Here is a 17,357-nt window from a genome sequence, read left to right as displayed (position 1 = left end):
TCATGTCCGCAATCCATATCGCTGCAACCGTCCTCTTCTATCTTAACGAATGAGTCCTGAGCCTAAGATTCGTGGCTGTGCTATTTTCGGAATAACAAGTCAGTTCTTTTCCGTTGTGAGAACAATGAACGATAAAAGCTATTTATATGATGATATGCAGGATATAGCCGATGGAGTTCCTTTAACTCCATCAGAAAAATCTAAGCGATATCGGGAGAAGAAGAAACAGAAAGAGCAAAAAGAAATGCTTCTCGCATTTCTTAACGGAACTGAATACAACTACATACTTGACTTGGTTGAAAATAATTCAGTCAATAGGGTGTAGTATTACGTCCCTTTTTAAGAAGGGACGCTGCCGTTCTGTGCGCTTTAAGGTGCGTCGCATCGATCATCAGGCGCTTCGAACGACCAGCCTGTTCTGCCAGGGTTTTAAAGATCCTGTCAAAGACACCCAGGCGGCTCCACCGGATGAAGCGATCATATAAGGTCTTGTGCGAACCATACGCTTTGAGGGCATCCTTCCACTGAAGGCCGTTGCGAATCACGTAAACGATCCCGCTCAGAACACGCCGGTCACCCACGCGTGGCCACGCCGTGCGCCAGAGGAAAAAACGGCTCAATCCGCTTCATCTGGCTCTCAGACAGCAAAAATACGTCACTCACTCTGATCCTAATAGAAATCACATACTTAGCAGGTTTTTTCACCCTTTATTTTTTACATATTATGTAAAATTATTGATTAGATTCCAGAAAAATGGCCTTTATTCGCGTGTGTAACTATCAGGAATATCAGGATGTTGTCCTGCTTTTCCCCAGAGGATAATTTCATTACCCCATGGATCCATAAAAGCATGGTTGTATCCATTAAACGTTGACCAATAGTGATCGCGCCATAATTCTTTAGCTCCACGGGCACAGGCTGCCGTAAGAATGCGTTCAGCTGTATCATCATCTCCTATCAGCAGCCATATACGAGGCTTACGCCCACTCTGAGCTATAATCTTTGGCTCTGTTCCGCCTGCATCGGGATGTGGCCTGGCATTATCAGCTTTAAAAATACCAATGTGTAAATTACCAATCAGACTTTCTGTGCCATCTGGGTTCATAAATTGTCCACCCGGCACCATACGATGGTAAAGCCCTTCGGGCTTCGGGTCATTACGCCACCCAAAAACTTCAGCATAAAAAGTTGCCGCAGCTGATGGGTCATCAGCAGGAATATCAACAAAAATAAGAGTATCAGTCATGCAGTATATCCATAGGTCAATTCATCAGGCGTAACGAAACGAGTATTAAAATTACTGTTTCAGTAAGGACGATCACCCTGCACCCAGAGACGGTGCATCGTGCGAATATATTTCGTATCGTCAAACAAAGTTCCGGTGTGCAATGTGCACCGGTTATCCCACATTAAAAGGTCACCCACCTGCCATTTATGACGATAAACAAACTTTTCAGCCGTCATAAACTCAATCAGTTCATCAAGCAGAGAAAGGTCAGCTGGATCATCATGCCCTATAATTTCTGTTACAGTTCCTGTAGATGGCCAGAGTGCATATCGTCCGTCTGTTGGGTGTTTTCGAATCAGGGGATGAACTACATCGGGATTATCGCGAATTTGCTGAGCTGTAAGCTTACGTCTCTGATGTTCACGTGTTTCCATAAAATGACGATAAGAGTGATGCAGTCTGAGTTTTTTAAGTGCATTACGCTTTTCTTCCGGCAGAGCGTTATATGCAGCAACACCATCTGCAATAAGCGTGTCACTGCCTTCCTCAGGCACTTCAACTGCATACAGCATTGTACTCATGACAGGCTCTTCTTTATAAGAATAATCCGTATGCCAGCCTACACCATCATTATGAGCCCCGATTGGTCGTCCATCAGTTATTCGGTTTGAAAGGACATAAATTTCGGGAAAATCTGGTAGGGTAAAGTCTTTAATAGTGTGCCCTTCAGGTGTGCCAACACGACGAATAAAACGCATAAGACCATCGGGGTCGAGGCTCTGGCCTCTCAATAACAATGCTCCATGCCGGTTGAAAGCATCTGTTACAGTATCAAGAGTAGCGTTATCAGCCTTCGATATATCGAGATTTTTTACTTCCGCGCCAAAACCTGAGCCCGGTTTAAGTGGAACGATGTGAAGGGACGCCTGAAGCGCCGCTGTATCCGTCATCCTCTGTTTCTCCTCTGAGTCTAACAGTGACATCGTTTCACTGCATTCATTTCGTTCTAGACATTGTTTCGATATCGACTCTTGTCTGAATGCGCCATAGATTAGCATGCACAGGCAACTTACTCACAAGACAGAAAAAACCCTCTTGGTTGGCTTTGCACGTTACCTCCATTGTGAGCAGGCATCGTTTCTGATGTTGTAAAAGAAGAAAAGGAAACAGACATGCGTATGCCAGTTTTGTTTTTTGGGCATGGAAGCCCTGTTATCGCGTTGCAAAATAACGTAACAACACAGCATTGGCGCCACATGGCTCTGCGCGTGGAACAGGATTATGGTCGCCCAAAAGCTATTCTGTCTGTTTCAGCACACTGGCTTACACGAGGGGTAGCTGTTACAGCCATGCCTGTGCCCCCGACCATACATGATTTTGGCCCTTCTTTGCCAAAAGCATTATTTGACGTGCAGTACCCAGCCCCAGGCAGCCCTGACCTGGCCCGTAAAATCGCTTCACTTTTTGCTCCGGTATCTGTTACGCTCGACACTTGGGAGTGGGGACTTGATCACGGGACATGGTCAGTGTTGTGCAAAGCCTGGCCAGATGCAGATATTCCAATTGTACAGCTCAGTCTTGATATAACGCGCAGCCCACAGAAACATTATGCGCTGGCACAAAAACTTAAGCCTCTGCGCGATGAAGGTATTTTAATTATTGGTACCGGCAATATTGTTCATAATCTTCCACGTATGGACTGGGGAAATCAGAATTGTCAGCCTTATCCCTGGGCGCAGTCATTTGATGATTACATCGTCCAGGCGATTGCCAAAGGAAATATACAGGACATTATTGATTACGAAACACAGGGAGAATCAGCATCACTTTCTGTTCCTTCTCCTGATCATTTCTGGCCATTATTTTATACACTGGGCGCTGCACAGCCTGAAGACCGTATTGTTTTCGAGCCGCAGCATATTGAACATGGTTCACTCAGTATGACCAGCGTTGCCTGGTGGCCTTGATCTTCAGCATACCAGTGACAGATTTTTGGTCGGACTGACATTTTTATGATCTCATCTACCTGCAATAAAGGAGTAATTTTTCTATGACTACAGCCCCTTCACGTAAAATTTTATCTGATGCAGCTTCGTTCATTCTTGATCGCTGGTCGCCACGCGCATTTGAAGCAGCACCAATTACTCAAAGTGAACTTCTGGCACTTCTTGAAGCTGGTCGCTGGGCTCCTTCCGCCTACAATAATCAGCCCTGGCGTTTTATCTATGCACGCCGCGACACACCGGAGTGGGAACGTTTTGTGTCATGGCTGATTCCCTTTAACCAATCATGGGCATCAAACGCATCAGCTCTGGTTTATATTGCCTCTCATACAGTAACAGTTTCTTCTTCAAGCCCTGAACCCCGGCCAGCACCGACTCATGCGTTTGATACTGGTGCAGCAAGCATGCTCATTCAGCTGCAGGCGTTACAAGCAGGCTGGGCAACCCACCCGGTAAGTGGCTTTGACGCAGAGCTGGCACGTGCAGGGCTAGAGCTACCAGAGGAATATGCACTTCATGCGGCTCTGGTTATTGGTAAACAAGGTGATGCCAACATTTTACCGGAAGGTATTCGCGAGCGCGAAGTTCCTTCTGAACGGACAGAACTTGTAAAGCTATCGTTTGAAGGTCGCTTTATATCTCAATAAAAAGCAACCTGTCTTTTTTAAAAAATAATTTTCAAAATCTGGTAGTTTTAAACTTTATAAAAAACTACCAGATTTATGTAGTCCACGCAGTTATCAAATCCTGGACGGATACAGATGTTGCACAGTGAGTAGAAAGAATAGCCAGGGCATTTCTATGTGTTTTAACATCAAAAGCTGCACAGGCATCCTGAGCAATAAAAACATCAAAATTACGATGAAATGCATCACGCGCTGTGGCATCTACACAGCAATCAGTTGTGAAACCGCACAAAATGAGAGTTTCTATCTTTTTGCCCTTAAGATGGGTCTCAAGATCTGTTCCTGAAAAAGCACTATAAAGTAGTTTTTCAACTTCGGGATCTCCCGGCTGTGGTGCCACTCTGTAATACTCAGAACCTGTTGTGTCAGCACGACAAATTGAAATTTCATCAGCCATACCCGAGCGTATCATAAACCGCCTGAGTGCGCGTGAATCTGTTTCAGATCGCGTTACAACGCGTATAAACCATGGCGTGATACCCGCTTTGCGGGCAGCGGCAATCAGATGCTCTGAGTGTGATATTGCCTGTTCCGCTGCCTGTATATCCATTCCGCTCTGAGCCATCACAAAGCCGGGTGCAGCAAAATCTTTTTGTATGTCTATAACAAGTAATGCTGTGCGTGAGGGTACAACATGCTGAGCTAAAGATCTCATGCCTCATCCTGTAAACTTGGTCGACGTAAGAAGGCGAGAGCCAGAGTAAGAAGCAGACCAATCGCTGCAAACGCCATAAAAATCATACGAAAACTACCAGTACTGTCATGAATAAGTCCTCCCAGCCAGGGACCAAACGCCGCAGCCGTCGAAATGAGACACATGGTTGCATAAAGTTCAAGATTATGACGCGTACCAAAATACTCAAGCAGTAGCATTGCACTGGCAACGTAAGATAAACCTACCCCCAAGCCCATGGTAACAATAAAAACTCCAAGTGTAAGACTGCTCTGAGGCATAAGAAGAGTAGCCGAAGCCAGCATCAGCGCTGCTGTGGCTGCACCAGTCAGTATACGCCCGCCAGCAACACGACCAGCCTCACCAGCTATAAAAGCACCAGCAGCGGCAAGCAAAGCAACCATAGACATAATTTCAGCAGCATGTGTGGCTGATAAACCATGTTCGGTAAAATGCTTTACAGAAAAACTATGAAGTGTCGTGCTAATAGCAAGGCAGCCTGTATAAGCCGTAACAATAACCCAGAAAGCCGGTGAACGCAGGGCAGTTCTGGCAGGCCATCCGCGCTTGCGTATGGTATTATCATGCGCGATGTCAAAGGGAATGCCATGAACAATCAGAGCTGCAATAATACTGCATAAACTCGTTGCAAGAGCACAAAACCACCAGAATGGTCGCCATCCATGCAACGTGCTGTTTATACCAATATATAAAAGTGGCCCTGCAATTGACCCTAGTCCACCAATCCCAAAATATAACCCCATGGGGCGGCTTGATTGCTCAAACAGGTTCGCAACAACATATGTGCCCGGAACTGTACCTCCAAGTGTAAAGGCACAGCCTATAAGCAATGTACCCAGATCATATTCAAACTTACTTACAGCCATTGCCAAAAAAGCAAAACCGGAAGCGAGAAGACACCCTGCACTGATAAGCGTAGCTACAATACCAAAATGTCTTATAGTAATTGCTGGCAAAGGGCTGATCAGCCCACAGGCAAGCCCCAGAAGAGTAAAGCCAAAACCTGCTTCGCTCCAGTTCAGGTGCAGGTCACTCACCATAGCAGGCAAAACAACGCCCAAAGCATTAAATGAGCCTGCCATGAGAAAAAAATATAATGCTGTAACAGCAGCAAGAGCAAAATAACGTCGGGGTGCTGAAAGCGCTGCACGCTTTACAAGCGGTATCACAGTAAGATCTTCGCTGGAGACGGCGAGAGGCATGGGACAAAGCTCCGCATCAGAAACCCCTCCTGACATAAAAGGAAGGGTGGGTTGTCCAAAATTCTGGCCATGAATATCGCAAAGACACGGCCAGCATCAGAAGATGCTATGCCGTATCGGCAGAGATATTCTTGTATGAGAAGACCATATTATGTTCCGATTGCGCAATAAATAAATATCATTTATATCGACCATCTCCCCTGCTATTCCTCCGTAGCTTTATCAAGAGAATACCGACGCCATTCACGGGGGGTCATTTCATAGGTGTAGCGAAAACTGCGACTAAAATGTGCGGCATCATTAAATCCCCATCGAAAACAAATTTCTGAGATGGAAAGATGAGCTGAATGAGGACTGGCGAGGTCATCATGGCATCGTGCCAGGCGTCGTTGCCGCAGGTACTGGCTAAAATTTTGCCCTGTGCTGGCAAAAAGCTTTTGCAAACTTCGTGGGGAAATACCATGCTTACGTGCAACAGCGGTCATGGTCAGGTCAGGATCTGTAAGCTCTGATTCAATCAGCTGGCATAGGCTGTGCATAGCGGCAATACGTCTGTTAAATGGCCTGTCCCCCCCACCATAAGCAGGGTCACTGAGTACACAGCCTATCAAAAGCTCTGATAAGGAAAGCTCTATGGCTCGCAGCTGTCGGACATCCATAGCTTCAAGAGAGCCCCCCAGAGACTGTAGAAAGCCGGCAAGAACCTGCCTTATTCCCGGTGACGGATCAAGCACACCAACGCGCAGAGGTGTAGGCGCGAGAAGACGAAAATGCAGAGCTAACCTGGGTAGCCTGACATACAGCATTGAAAAAAATCGGGGGAGTGTCAGCACAGCATCAGTGGCCAGAGAGCCACAGGCAATCGATCCGGCACTGAAAGGCCAGCTTTTACCACCTGATTCCAACATGGCAGCGGGAGCGCCTGCAGGGCCTTCTTCTGATAGCAGCAGGGCGAGCCATACACCATCTGTCTGGGCAGAGTAACGTCCGGCAATCCGCTGCGGCGATCCTGTCAGGCGAGTAATTTCGATACCCAGTGGTGTAACAACCTGAATAACGCGACCCACTGTGTTCTGACGCAGATCAAAACGGTGTTCAGTATTCATTGTCGGAAGAAGAGTCGCTTCTGGTAACGACAGGCGTGCAAGCGTTTGACGCCATACATACGCAGCTGGCTGGTCTGTGTGATTTATAAGGTCAAAAGTCCATGGTTGCACGGTGATATCCTCTCAATCAGCCGGGAGCATACAAATAAGCATCACATTCAGACAAGAAACAGATTGGAACGAATGTGTAATATTTTCGTGGACTTTACAATCGGTTTGCGAAACGATTAGCCAGCTAAAAGGAGAAGGGCCCATGCCCAGAATTTCATCGCCGGTATTTGATCTGCCCTCAGAAAACGGCGGAAAGGATTTTGGTATTTTTATGCCGATTGCGAATGGTGGCTGGATACTCTCAACGACTGCACCAAAAATTGACGGATCGTATGAGTATAATCGTCGAGCCGCAGTGCTGGCTGAAGAAATTGGCCTTGATTTTATCATGTCGATGGCAAAATTTCGTGGGTATGGTGGCCTTAATCAGCAATGGGATATCTCGCTTGATTCTACTGTCCTGATGAGCGCGCTGGCCGCTCAGACAAAGCGTGTTAAGATATGGACGACTTTTCAGACACTGCTGCATAACCCTGCAGTTGTCGCGAAAATGATAGCAACGCTTGACCAGGTAAGTAACGGACGAGCAGGCCTTAATGTTGTGCCTGGTGCTTTTAAAGATGAGTTTGCACAAATGGGTGCCTGGCCCGAAACACTTGGTCATGATGCTCGTTATGATTACGCCTCTGAATGGATGTCAGCCGTACGTCGCCTGTGGGAAGAAAAAGGCGAGATTTCTGCCAACGGTCAGTATATAAAACTCAACCATTGTATTTCTGAACCCAAACCCATTCAGAAACCCAGGCCTTTTGTAGTTGCTGCAGGGCAGTCTGAAAAAGGTATGGATTTTGCTATTCATAATACAGATGCATTATTTATCGGCGGCCGAGATGATGCCGAAATGCGTAACATTAGTCAGAAGGCAAAAGAAAAAGCTAAGGCTGCCGGGCGCAGGTTACGCACTTACGCTATGGCTATTATCGTGCAGGAAGAGACTGACGCTGAAGCAGAAAATACAATGAATGTATTTCGTGAAGGCTTTGATGAGGAGGGTTTTCGTAACATGCTCCGCTCGTACGGAATGATAGATGCCGAAATTGGCAAAGAAAATGCAATGACCGCCAGAGCCAGAACAGGGTTTATGGCACCTCATATTGCCGGCTCATCAGCCACCATCATTAAGCGGATCGAACAGGTTATTGATGAAACAGGTCTGGATGGTCTTATGCTGATTTTCCCTGATTATGAAAAAGGATTAAAAAATCTGGCAAAAGAGGTGTTACCAGCTCTGAGGGCACGGTACAGTGCATGACAGACGCCCTGACACACCAGCTGGAGGCGCTCCTTAACCGTGATACGCTGCGTCAGCGTATTCTTGAGTTATGTCGTATTCCCTCTCCGCAGGGGTACGAACGCAAAGCCGGAGAATATATTGAACACTGGATGGCTGAAGAAGGCTTTCATCCCCGCCGTGTTTCAGCTGTGCCGGAACGTTTCCATGTTATAGGAAGTATTGGCGGATATGCACCGGCTGAGAAAAAAGCGCATGACCTCCTGATTGCATCACATCTCGATACAGAGGGTGGACTTGACCCGAAGGAGGCACGCTGGTGTGTGTCTCCACATGCTACACCGCAAGAGCCTGTTGCGGAGCATGATGGTATTTTTACCGGTGCTGCGGTTTCTAATGACCGTGGCCCCATGGCCTGTTTTTTAATGGCCGGCAGCCTGATTCAACAAGCAGGCATAAAGCTGGCCGGACGGCTGCATATGGCGGCTTGTCCCGGTGAGATAGGCCCTGATCCGATTGATGAACGTGAAGGAGTAGCACAGTCGGGAAAAGATGTGGGAGCAGCTTATCTGCTGGCAAACGGCGGTATAGCTCCTGATTATATGATTGCTGCTGAAGGTACCGATTTTGCTGTAACAGCTCAGGGCGCGGGTTATGCAATTTTTCGACTCAGCCTTTATGGCGAGCAGATTTTCACTCCTCTATTCAACTCAGATGCTCCTGTCAAAAACCACCCTAACCCAATTTACCGACTGGGTGAGGTAATTGAACGCCTTCATAACTGGGCACCAGAGTTTGAACGTGCTCACCGGTTCGAAACACCCTGGGGAACCACCATTCCTAAAGTGCAGATCGGCGCTATCAGAGGCGGTTTACCTTATAGCCTGGGAGGCGGCACAGGGGTATGCGCTCTGTATATCGAAGTCGGGCTTTCCGCCATTGATCGTGTGCAGGATGTAAGGCGTGCTTTAGAAACTGTCATTAAGGATTCTGGCTCTTATGCACTTGAATGTGTTGCCTATCGTCAGGGAGCTGTTGCCAGCGAGCAGGAAGTCGCACCCTTACTGGAGGCTATTTCTGAAGCAACACAGGCTGTACGTCACACAAACCTGGAAGTAGCTGATCCTGTTTATGCCTCTATGTGGCGCGATCATAATGTTTTTAATCGGGCGGGAATTCCTGCCGTAACTTTTGGACCGCGCCGCTGGCGACCAACACTTAATGATTTTGTGACGACAACGCTGCTTTACGCACAGACAGCCATTAAAATTTGTGGTGTTGCTGCTTAGGGAGACTTCATAAATGAAAACAGCTTGCATTGAAGGTAATGTTATCGTTCGCCCCATGACGGCCAGAATAGGAGCCGAAATTGAAGGTGTCGATCTGACATGCAGTTTGGAACTAAAGACGGTAAAAGAAATACGTGACGCACTTTTGCGCTACCAGGTCATTTTTTTTCGTGATCAGCCTCTGTCACATGAGGATCATTTGCGCTTTGGGCGTTCCTTTGGCTCTCTGGCTATTCACTCAGGCGTATCAGGCCTGCCTGACTATCCTGAGGTTGTGGCTATTCACGCAGATGCGGATTCAAAATTTGTTGCCGGTGAAAACTGGCATTCAGACTTATCCTGCAATAATGAACCACCTCTTGGTAGTATTCTAATGATGAACACTGTGCCTGATTATGGCGGTGACACATGTTTTTCATCAATGTATGCCGCTTATGAAGCTCTGTCTGAACCGATGCGTCACTTTCTGGATGGTCTGACAGCCATTCATGATGGAGAACATGTCTACCGCCCTATTGTCGGCAATAATGGAAAGACCTTTCCATGTAGTGAACACCCTATAGTGCGTACACACCCTGAAACCGGACGGAAATGCCTGTTTGTTAATCAGTCTTATACAACGCGCATTCCTCAGCTTTCAAAGCCCGAAAGTGATGCTGTACTGAGTATGCTCTACCGCCACTGTATGGCGGCAGATTTTCAGGTACGTTTTCGCTGGCGACCTAATTCTGTGGCCTTTTGGGATAATCGGTGCACGCAGCATCAGGCGATATGGGACTATTACCCTGCGGTACGTTCTGGTTTTCGTGTGACCATCTCAGGCGATAAGCCTTTCTGATACCTTTTTGCGATCTGGACTGATCATGACACATCCTATTCTGAATGATGCGTTATTTGACGCAATGAAAACCTCTGTTCTGCCGACAGAAGAGGCTGAAAGCCTGCCACCTTTGTGCTATACAGATGCTGAGTTTTATCAGTTTGAAAAAGAAGCTATTTTTTCAAAAGAATGGCTTTGTGTCGGACGTGAAACATGGGCAGCTCACCCTGGCGACTATTTCACCTCATTTATAGCTGATGAACCATTGATTGTTGCCCGTGGACGAGATGGCGTCCTGAGGGCAATGTCGAGTGTATGCCAGCACCGTGCTATGCTGGTTGCTGAAGGGAGTGGTAAAGCCCGGGCATTTGTTTGTCCTTACCACCACTGGACCTACGCGCTTGATGGCTCTCTGGCTTCTGCTCCGGCTATGGAAAAATCATGTAAATTCCACAAAGAAAATTTTAATCTTCCAGTTTTTGCTCTCGAAATCTGGGAGGGCTTTGTTTTTATTAATTTTGATCAAAATGCAGCACCACTTGCACCACGTCTTACAAAAGTCTCTGAAGTGCTGAAAGGATATAATCTTTCTCAAGCTGAAGGCGAAAAACCAACTGAGGAATTAAGTTACCCCTGGAACTGGAAAGTCATGTTTGAAAACAACAATGACGGTTACCATGCCAGTAAATTACATCAGGGGCCACTGCATGATTTCATTCCCAGTGAGCTGGCAGAATTCCCTGATGACCTGCCTGATAATACGGCAGGATACTACCGCACAAACCGTACGCTACATCCTGATGCGGCTTTTAATGCTACACAACGAGCTGTTTTTCCGATTTTCCCTGACCTGACCGCTGATGAACGTCATCGTATGGTTTTTGCTAATGTTCCACCTACATTATCGCTGGTGATGACGACAGATTCTATCATTTATCTTATTCTTCGGGCTGATGGTCCTGAAAGTCATCGAGTAGATCAGGGGGTTCTGACTACAAAACAGGCAAAATCTGATCCGGCATATCAGCAAAAAATGGCAATGAGTTTTCTGGCGGCCAGCGAAATCATCGATCAGGATCTTCATGTTGATGAAATGGTCCAAATTGGTTTGCGCTCACGTTTCGCGCCGCGTGGACGATATTCATGGCAGGAAGGTGCACAACGTTTGTTTAATACCTGGCTGGTTCCTCGGTATTGTGACACATGGAACAAATTGAAACGTAAAGATTTTACAGAATTTTAATCAGAAAGATGTAATCAGCAAAAGGCAGGCAAGATATTGAACTGCCTTTTGACTATTTGTATTTATCTCATCAGATACACATAATTTCGAAGTCCCTGACCGTGGGTTAGGCTATATGAACGTCAGATGGAGCGGATTAAGCCGTTTTTTCCTCTGACGCACAGCATACCACGCGTGGATGACCTGCTGTTCTGAGAGGGATCGTTTATGTGCTCTGTAACGAACTTCAGTGGAAAAACGCTCCGAAAGCGTATGGTCCGTAATTCATATCGCCGCACGTTTCATCTTCTATCTTAAAAAATGAGTCCTGAGCCTAAATAGCAGAGCAGAAAACTCGCTTTTATTCTGATAAAATCATATCCATGCTCTTCAGACCGGAACATTGCGCTCACCGCTCCAGTCTGAAAATTATTCTTCTGGCAACTTTCTCAACTCATCAGACTTAAAGTAATATTACCTTTAAGGCAGTCGTGTAAACTATACTACAGAGTCTCATGATTTACGATTTTCAGGCAGGCTATCACGTCTTATTTTCATGTGCGCACCGACCACTCCATCAACAACCTGGGTTACACCCAAATCTCCTGAAACGGAAAGAAGAGAATAGGCTTCATCAGAGGATAAACCTGTTTCTTTAAGCAATGATAACATATCGAGCGAAGCTTCTTTTGCCGCACGGTCAAGTGTGTCTCCAAAACCATGAACAATGAAATATTCAGGCGTTTCCAGCAGAGGAGAACGAAAAGTGAAGTCCTTTCGTAATATGACCTGAAAAAGAACGTCCAAAGATGCTTCAATAGCTGTACCACTAATTTCACCGTCGCCCTGGCTAATATGCGGGTCACCGATAGAAAACAGGCCACCATCAACCTGTACCTTATAATACATTGTCGCACCAGAACCTATACGCCAGTTATCAATATTGCCACCATGCAGACCTGGCGGAACAGTACTCACTCTGCCAGCGACGTCAGGAGCAACTCCAGCAGTACCCAGATGAGGCCTTACTGGAACACGAACCCCCTTTAAGGCCGGCTGACGATCACACTCAGGGCAGCTATTGATACGCCCCGGCGTCAAATATTTTTCTTTTATATCATATGCATAAACAGCATGAGCCATATTTGTTGCAGTATCAAGGTTATAAATAGTTACCCGTTCACGCTCCCCAAGTTCGCTATAAAGCTGCCCCCAATGTGCTGCGAGATTTGAACCGTAATGAAAGCGTGGCGTCATAGAGAGATAGCGTACTTCGATCATGTCACCAGGTTTGGCGTCACGAATATAAATAGGCCCGGTCATCAGATGTACACCCGGAGTACGATCAGCTTCAGGAATGGTTTTCCATATCTGATGCATGGCGTCATCCATTAATAAATTGGGGTCATCACCAGCATGATGTGTCAGGGCTTCAGCCTGAATTAAATCTCCCGAGTTAATAATAACAGCCGGAGCAAGTGACGCATCAAAATAGCCCCAGTGAACATTATGTGGCGTCGCTTTAAGATGATGTAGGGCCTTTGGCTGACCAGATAAGCGGGTTATCCCTGAATCACACATAAAAACCATTAATATTACCTCTACACAGAAGTGGTTTTGATACCGGAACAATATCTGAGCTCAGCATTATAGAAAGAAGATAATAAGCTGGAATTGTATCAGAGCGCCCATATCCTTAACACGCGCGCACAAGCCCTATTATGATCTTGTTTTTGTAAGGAGGGATATGATTGTCAAAAGAACAATTTTCTTTTTTCTCATACTGGTGAACTGCCAATGACGAATTCAGTTTTACCAATGCGTGTCACACGCATAACACCTCTTACTACACGGATTATAAGTCTGACGTTTGAGCCTGTATCAAAGCTTTCTTTGCCTCCTGTAGTAGCTGGTTCACATATTGATGTTCATATGCCAATACAGGGGGGGATTATTCGTCAGTATTCACTCACAAACACTCCTGGTTGCCAGACACATTATCAAATAGCAGTTCAGCGTGAAAATCACGGCCGTGGCGGCTCATTATGGCTACATAATCAGGTTTCAGTGGGTGATATTCTCAATATTGGAATACCAAGAAACCTTTTTACTTTTTCTGAAATGGCACCACATCATGTTCTGATAGCAGGTGGTATTGGTATAGTACCCATCTGGTCACTGGCTCGTGCGCTAATGCAACGTAGTTCAACATGGGAGTTACATTATGCCGCCCCCTCCCAAGCAGAAGCTGTGTTCTTCGATGATATCCTGATGCAATCAGGAAAACGTCTGACATCTTATTTTCCCAGCAATGGCCAACCTCGTTTATCACTATCATCTCTGGCCAAAAATTGCCGGACAGATGCACATATTTATTGCTGCGGACCTAATCGTATGATGACAGACTTTGATATAAGTTTTTCTTTTTTCCCTGAAATACAAAGACACAAAGAGCTTTTTAGTGCTGTAGCAAATCCTGCAAAACATGATGGCTTTGAAGTAGTTTTGGCAAAAAGTGGCCGCAATATTCATGTTAAATCTGATCAAACTATACTTGAAGCTTTACGTGAAGCTGGTATAAGCGCTGCTTTTTCGTGTTCAGAGGGAGTATGTGGTATGTGCGAAACACGCATACTTGAAGGTGTTGCAGACCATCGTGATAGTGTTTTAACGGCTGATGAACAACGACGTGGTGAAACAATGATGATATGCTGTTCAGGCGTAAAAACACCCCGTATTGTTCTGGATATATAATACGATAACGTAACGTTATGATGATTTTATTTCGTTTCCAGAACATAATGCAGGAGCTGGAAGCAAGAAAAAGCAACTCTGCAATCTCTAAACTGGTCAGCATAATGCAGCTGCTTTAGCCGCACGCAACGCAAGGAGAAACTCATGCGCACAGGTTCGTGGCTTCGTCATATTGCGTTGAACAGCACTATCCTGACCCTTTTTGTCTCATTTAATTGTACAACTGAAATCAGGGCTGCAACAACTGGAAGTAAAAAAATCACAGTTAAAACTACTGATAACCGGCATACATCAGCAGTCAGAAACAGGAAACTCCCAAAACCAGCTATAGCAAGTCCTGAAGTTATTCAGGTTCATGGGGCGTCTAATACACCAAACGTTCAAAATATACCTACATCTGTTACGGCCATTAGTGCCGCAACCCTCGAGCATCAGAATGTAACCAGCCTTTCCGGAATGAATGGTCTTGCTCCTGGTCTGAATATCGCAAAAACGGCAGGCTATCAGACCAATATCCAGATACGTGGTGTGGGCATGCAAACTGCCCAGAACACATTGACAACATCAACAGGAGTACCGGTTTTTATTGATGGTGTTTACATCGCTAACTCTGTTTCCCTTGATCAGACATTTTTCGATCTTTCTTCTATAGATGTTTATCGCGGACCTCAGGCCACCCGATATGGGCAGAGTGCGCCAGGTGGTGCCATCGTTATTAAAACAGCTGATCCGACTTTTGATAAATTTTCTGGCAAGGTTGAGGCCTCAGGAGGAAATTATAACCTTGCCCGCGGACGAGCTGAGCTGAATATTCCGATTACCAGTAATCTGGCTATTCGCGGCTCATTTCAGTCTTATACACATACAGGATTTGCTCACACGACTTCTCCCTATCTGGGACGCTATGGCCTGGATGACGCACAGGATAATGCCGGTAAAATTGCAATTAAGTGGCAACCGTTCAGAAATTTTACAGCTACCCTGACAGGACAATGGTATAATTCCACCCCACATGGTGCAGAGCAAAAAAACATCCTTGATCCCTCAACTAACCCGCGTGTTGTTAACCAGGATTACCCAGCCAGAACCTTACTCACAACAGCACTTTACCACCTGAACCTCGACTGGAAACTGTCAGACATTGAGCTGAGTTCAGTCACTGCTGCGCAGCATGTTCGCGATCATGAGCAGTATGACAATGCACATCTAAGTGACAAAATTTTAGGTTTGTATGACATACTGCCTAATAATAACAATACAATGAATAACTACTCCGAAAATTTTTCGATCAAATCTCGCAGACCAATGCCTATTGATTGGGAGGTTGGTCTTTTCATGATGGGACAAAGAGGTCATGCTTATATGACTGAGTTTAGTGGCACAGATTATTCCGGCTGGCCTAATTTTTCTGTCCCCGGGAATCTGACAACCAGCCCTCCAGGAAACCTGAAATATGGTAACCAGCAAACAGCCACTCGATTTGCTGTGCAACCTTACGTCGAGCTGGGTTATCATATTACTGAGCGATTGCATTTATGGGGTGGCGCACGCTTTAACTATGATCGCTATAGTTCAAACAGCAATACGTTCTCAGCTTACGGTAACGCTTCAAGTCAGCATAGCTTTTCAACAAAAGTACCGACCTGGAAAGTTGAGTTAGATTATAATCTCACGAATCCATCAGCAAATATAAAAAGTATGCTCTATGCTTCTGTTGGAACAGGATACAAGCCTGGTGGAGTGAATGTTGCGACAACAGCTAAATTTATAAGTGCAGATTTTAAACCTGAGCGTATTCTTAACTATGAAATTGGCGCTAAAAACTGGTTCTTTAATCATCATCTAATGTTTAATCTCTCAGCTTTCTACGCCAATTATAAAAATATGCAGTATATTGCTGATGATCCCTACCCTTATGCTTATGGAATAGCTAACGTACCCAAAATCAATCTATATGGGATTGAGATGGAAAGTGCTTATGTAACAATGGAAGGCAGACTGCGCATCGATGGCTCTTTAACACTGGAAAAAAGTCGCATCACATCAAATTACCGATCTCTTGATGCGTCAACGGTTAATGCAGCATATGGTGCCTCCTCTGCATGTGCAAATGGTGGTCAGTACTACAGCACAGCCTGCTGGGCAGCTGTTGAAGCATCCGCACCTAATGTGAAAGGCAATCAGGCCCCAGGCATGCCTAATGTTCAGGCTTCTCTGTCAGCGTCATATTTATGGGATGTACCCGGCGGCTCACTGCTAACTCGCCTGCAATATATTTATCGGGGTAATTATGCGGCACGTATTATCGACAACCCCAGGCTTGACCATGTGCCAGCATATTTCCTGTTTAATGCTTTTCTTGAATACAAACCCAAAAACAGTCAGTGGCGTTTTTCATTTGCCGCTACAAACCTGACAAATGTTGCTGGTGTAAATTCGCGCTTTACTGATCCTTATGGCACAAATCAGACAAGTGAACAGTATATTGCACCACGTCAGTTTGTTGGGACGGTTGGATATAGTTTTTAAAATCACCATTTTTATCAGGGTACATCTGTGATTCCATTCTTTAGGTGATGACTGTAAACGATGAGATAAAACCGTCCGGTTTCTTTGATGTTGAAGAATGGCTTGCTCAACTGAGGGTGCCGGGTGATCAACCCGAAGTATTTTCCCGGACTGTGGATGTTAAGGTGTTTCATCTTGATCCGGAGAGGATCTTGCTTAAGGCCGGTATCGCAAAGGCACTGGTCCTCTCTATGATACGGTTCTGGTCTTTAAACTTTCAAAAGGTATTATGTACTTTTTGACGTGAGTATTGCAGAACAGATGGATGAATACTGCACACAAATAGAGAAATCGAAGAACTTTTGATTGTTTCCTCTTTTTCCCGATTCCAGTTTTTTATCGTATTGATTTCTGGTTCGTGGACCTGCTTTTCACTCTATATTTTGGGTCGAGAGAGGGTCTCATACCCCGGATTGCTACCCGTTCGGATTAATCCGCTCCA

The 17,357-nt window shown here is 45.7% G+C and carries 14 protein-coding genes and 2 pseudogenes; 9 read left to right on the top strand and 7 right to left on the bottom strand.

The genetic code is table 11. The features are described from left to right. Positions 1-332 precede the first annotated feature (332 nt). The 3 genes and pseudogenes from HK25_RS03265 to HK25_RS03255 all read right to left on the bottom strand — a co-directional run. Positions 333-663 (bottom strand): annotated as a pseudogene (locus HK25_RS03265) (transposase); the annotation flags it as partial. Between the two features lie 98 nt (positions 664-761). Continuing rightward, on the bottom strand, positions 762-1,247 hold the full coding sequence (locus HK25_RS03260; RefSeq protein ID WP_086635297.1) for a VOC family protein: 486 nt from the start codon (positions 1,245-1,247) through the stop codon (positions 762-764). Positions 1,248-1,306: 59 nt separating this feature from the next. Further along, the gene (locus HK25_RS03255) at positions 1,307-2,179 is read right to left on the bottom strand and encodes a TauD/TfdA family dioxygenase (protein WP_086635296.1); all 873 of its coding nucleotides are present in this window, start codon (positions 2,177-2,179) and stop codon (positions 1,307-1,309) included. Positions 2,180-2,401: 222 nt separating this feature from the next. Here HK25_RS03255 and ygiD point away from each other — a divergent pair, with 222 nt between their 5' ends. Together ygiD and HK25_RS03245 are read left to right on the top strand one after the other, a co-directional pair. After that, complete coding sequence (ygiD, locus tag HK25_RS03250) at positions 2,402-3,196, top strand: 4,5-DOPA dioxygenase extradiol (protein ID WP_086635295.1); 795 nt, start codon at positions 2,402-2,404, stop codon at positions 3,194-3,196. A gap of 83 nt (positions 3,197-3,279) precedes the next feature. Beyond that, positions 3,280-3,879: a nitroreductase family protein gene (locus HK25_RS03245; RefSeq protein WP_086635294.1), complete on the top strand. Its 600-nt coding sequence runs from the start codon at positions 3,280-3,282 to the stop codon at positions 3,877-3,879. A gap of 73 nt (positions 3,880-3,952) precedes the next feature. Here the strand turns inward: HK25_RS03245 and HK25_RS03240 are convergent, their stop codons facing one another. From HK25_RS03240 to HK25_RS03230, 3 genes are all read right to left on the bottom strand, one after another. Beyond that, positions 3,953-4,573 carry a cysteine hydrolase family protein gene (locus tag HK25_RS03240; protein WP_086635293.1) on the bottom strand — a complete coding sequence of 207 codons (621 nt, stop codon included), beginning with the start codon at positions 4,571-4,573 and terminating at the stop codon, positions 3,953-3,955. After that, positions 4,570-5,814: a CynX/NimT family MFS transporter gene (locus HK25_RS03235; RefSeq protein WP_158092914.1), complete on the bottom strand. Its 1,245-nt coding sequence runs from the start codon at positions 5,812-5,814 to the stop codon at positions 4,570-4,572. The genes HK25_RS03240 and HK25_RS03235 overlap by 4 nt, the downstream gene beginning before the upstream one ends. 203 nt (positions 5,815-6,017) lie before the next feature. Next, on the bottom strand, positions 6,018-7,031 hold the full coding sequence (locus tag HK25_RS03230) for a helix-turn-helix domain-containing protein (RefSeq protein WP_233127639.1): 1,014 nt from the start codon (positions 7,029-7,031) through the stop codon (positions 6,018-6,020). A 142-nt stretch (positions 7,032-7,173) separates the two neighbouring features. Between HK25_RS03230 and HK25_RS03225 the strand changes: the two genes are divergently transcribed. The 5 genes and pseudogenes from HK25_RS03225 to HK25_RS13335 all read left to right on the top strand — a co-directional run. Beyond that, positions 7,174-8,283 (top strand): LLM class flavin-dependent oxidoreductase, encoded by a 1,110-nt coding sequence (locus tag HK25_RS03225; protein ID WP_086635291.1) that lies wholly within the window; start codon positions 7,174-7,176, stop codon positions 8,281-8,283. Continuing rightward, positions 8,280-9,551, top strand: coding sequence for a hypothetical protein (locus HK25_RS03220; protein WP_086635290.1), 1,272 nt, complete (start codon positions 8,280-8,282; stop codon positions 9,549-9,551). The genes HK25_RS03225 and HK25_RS03220 overlap by 4 nt, the downstream gene beginning before the upstream one ends. Before the next feature lie 13 nt (positions 9,552-9,564). Beyond that, entirely contained in the window at positions 9,565-10,389 is an 825-nt protein-coding gene (locus tag HK25_RS03215) for a TauD/TfdA family dioxygenase (protein WP_086635289.1), read from the top strand. 25 nt (positions 10,390-10,414) lie between these two features. After that, positions 10,415-11,614, top strand: a complete 1,200-nt coding sequence (locus HK25_RS03210; protein ID WP_086635288.1) for an aromatic ring-hydroxylating dioxygenase subunit alpha — start codon at positions 10,415-10,417, stop codon at positions 11,612-11,614. Positions 11,615-11,740: 126 nt separating this feature from the next. Next, positions 11,741-11,874, top strand: a pseudogene (locus HK25_RS13335) (IS5/IS1182 family transposase); the annotation flags it as partial. A 232-nt stretch (positions 11,875-12,106) separates the two neighbouring features. Here HK25_RS13335 and HK25_RS03205 read toward each other — a convergent pair. Then, positions 12,107-13,174, bottom strand: a complete 1,068-nt coding sequence (locus HK25_RS03205; RefSeq protein WP_233127637.1) for an acetamidase/formamidase family protein — start codon at positions 13,172-13,174, stop codon at positions 12,107-12,109. A 216-nt stretch (positions 13,175-13,390) separates the two neighbouring features. Here HK25_RS03205 and HK25_RS03200 point away from each other — a divergent pair, with 216 nt between their 5' ends. Both HK25_RS03200 and HK25_RS03195 read left to right on the top strand, forming a co-directional pair. Further along, a complete protein-coding gene (locus tag HK25_RS03200) occupies positions 13,391-14,347 on the top strand; it encodes a PDR/VanB family oxidoreductase (RefSeq protein ID WP_086635286.1) in 957 nt (318 codons plus the stop codon). A 144-nt stretch (positions 14,348-14,491) separates the two neighbouring features. Continuing rightward, positions 14,492-16,876, top strand: a complete 2,385-nt coding sequence (locus HK25_RS03195; protein ID WP_086635285.1) for a TonB-dependent receptor — start codon at positions 14,492-14,494, stop codon at positions 16,874-16,876. The last annotated feature ends 481 nt before the right edge of the window (positions 16,877-17,357 follow it).

This window comes from Acetobacter sp. DsW_059 (genome assembly GCF_002153695.1).
GTDB classification, from domain to species: domain Bacteria; phylum Pseudomonadota; class Alphaproteobacteria; order Acetobacterales; family Acetobacteraceae; genus Acetobacter; species Acetobacter thailandicus.
Note: the sequence above shows the minus strand (reverse complement) of the source record. Positions and strands in the feature narration are given on the sequence as shown.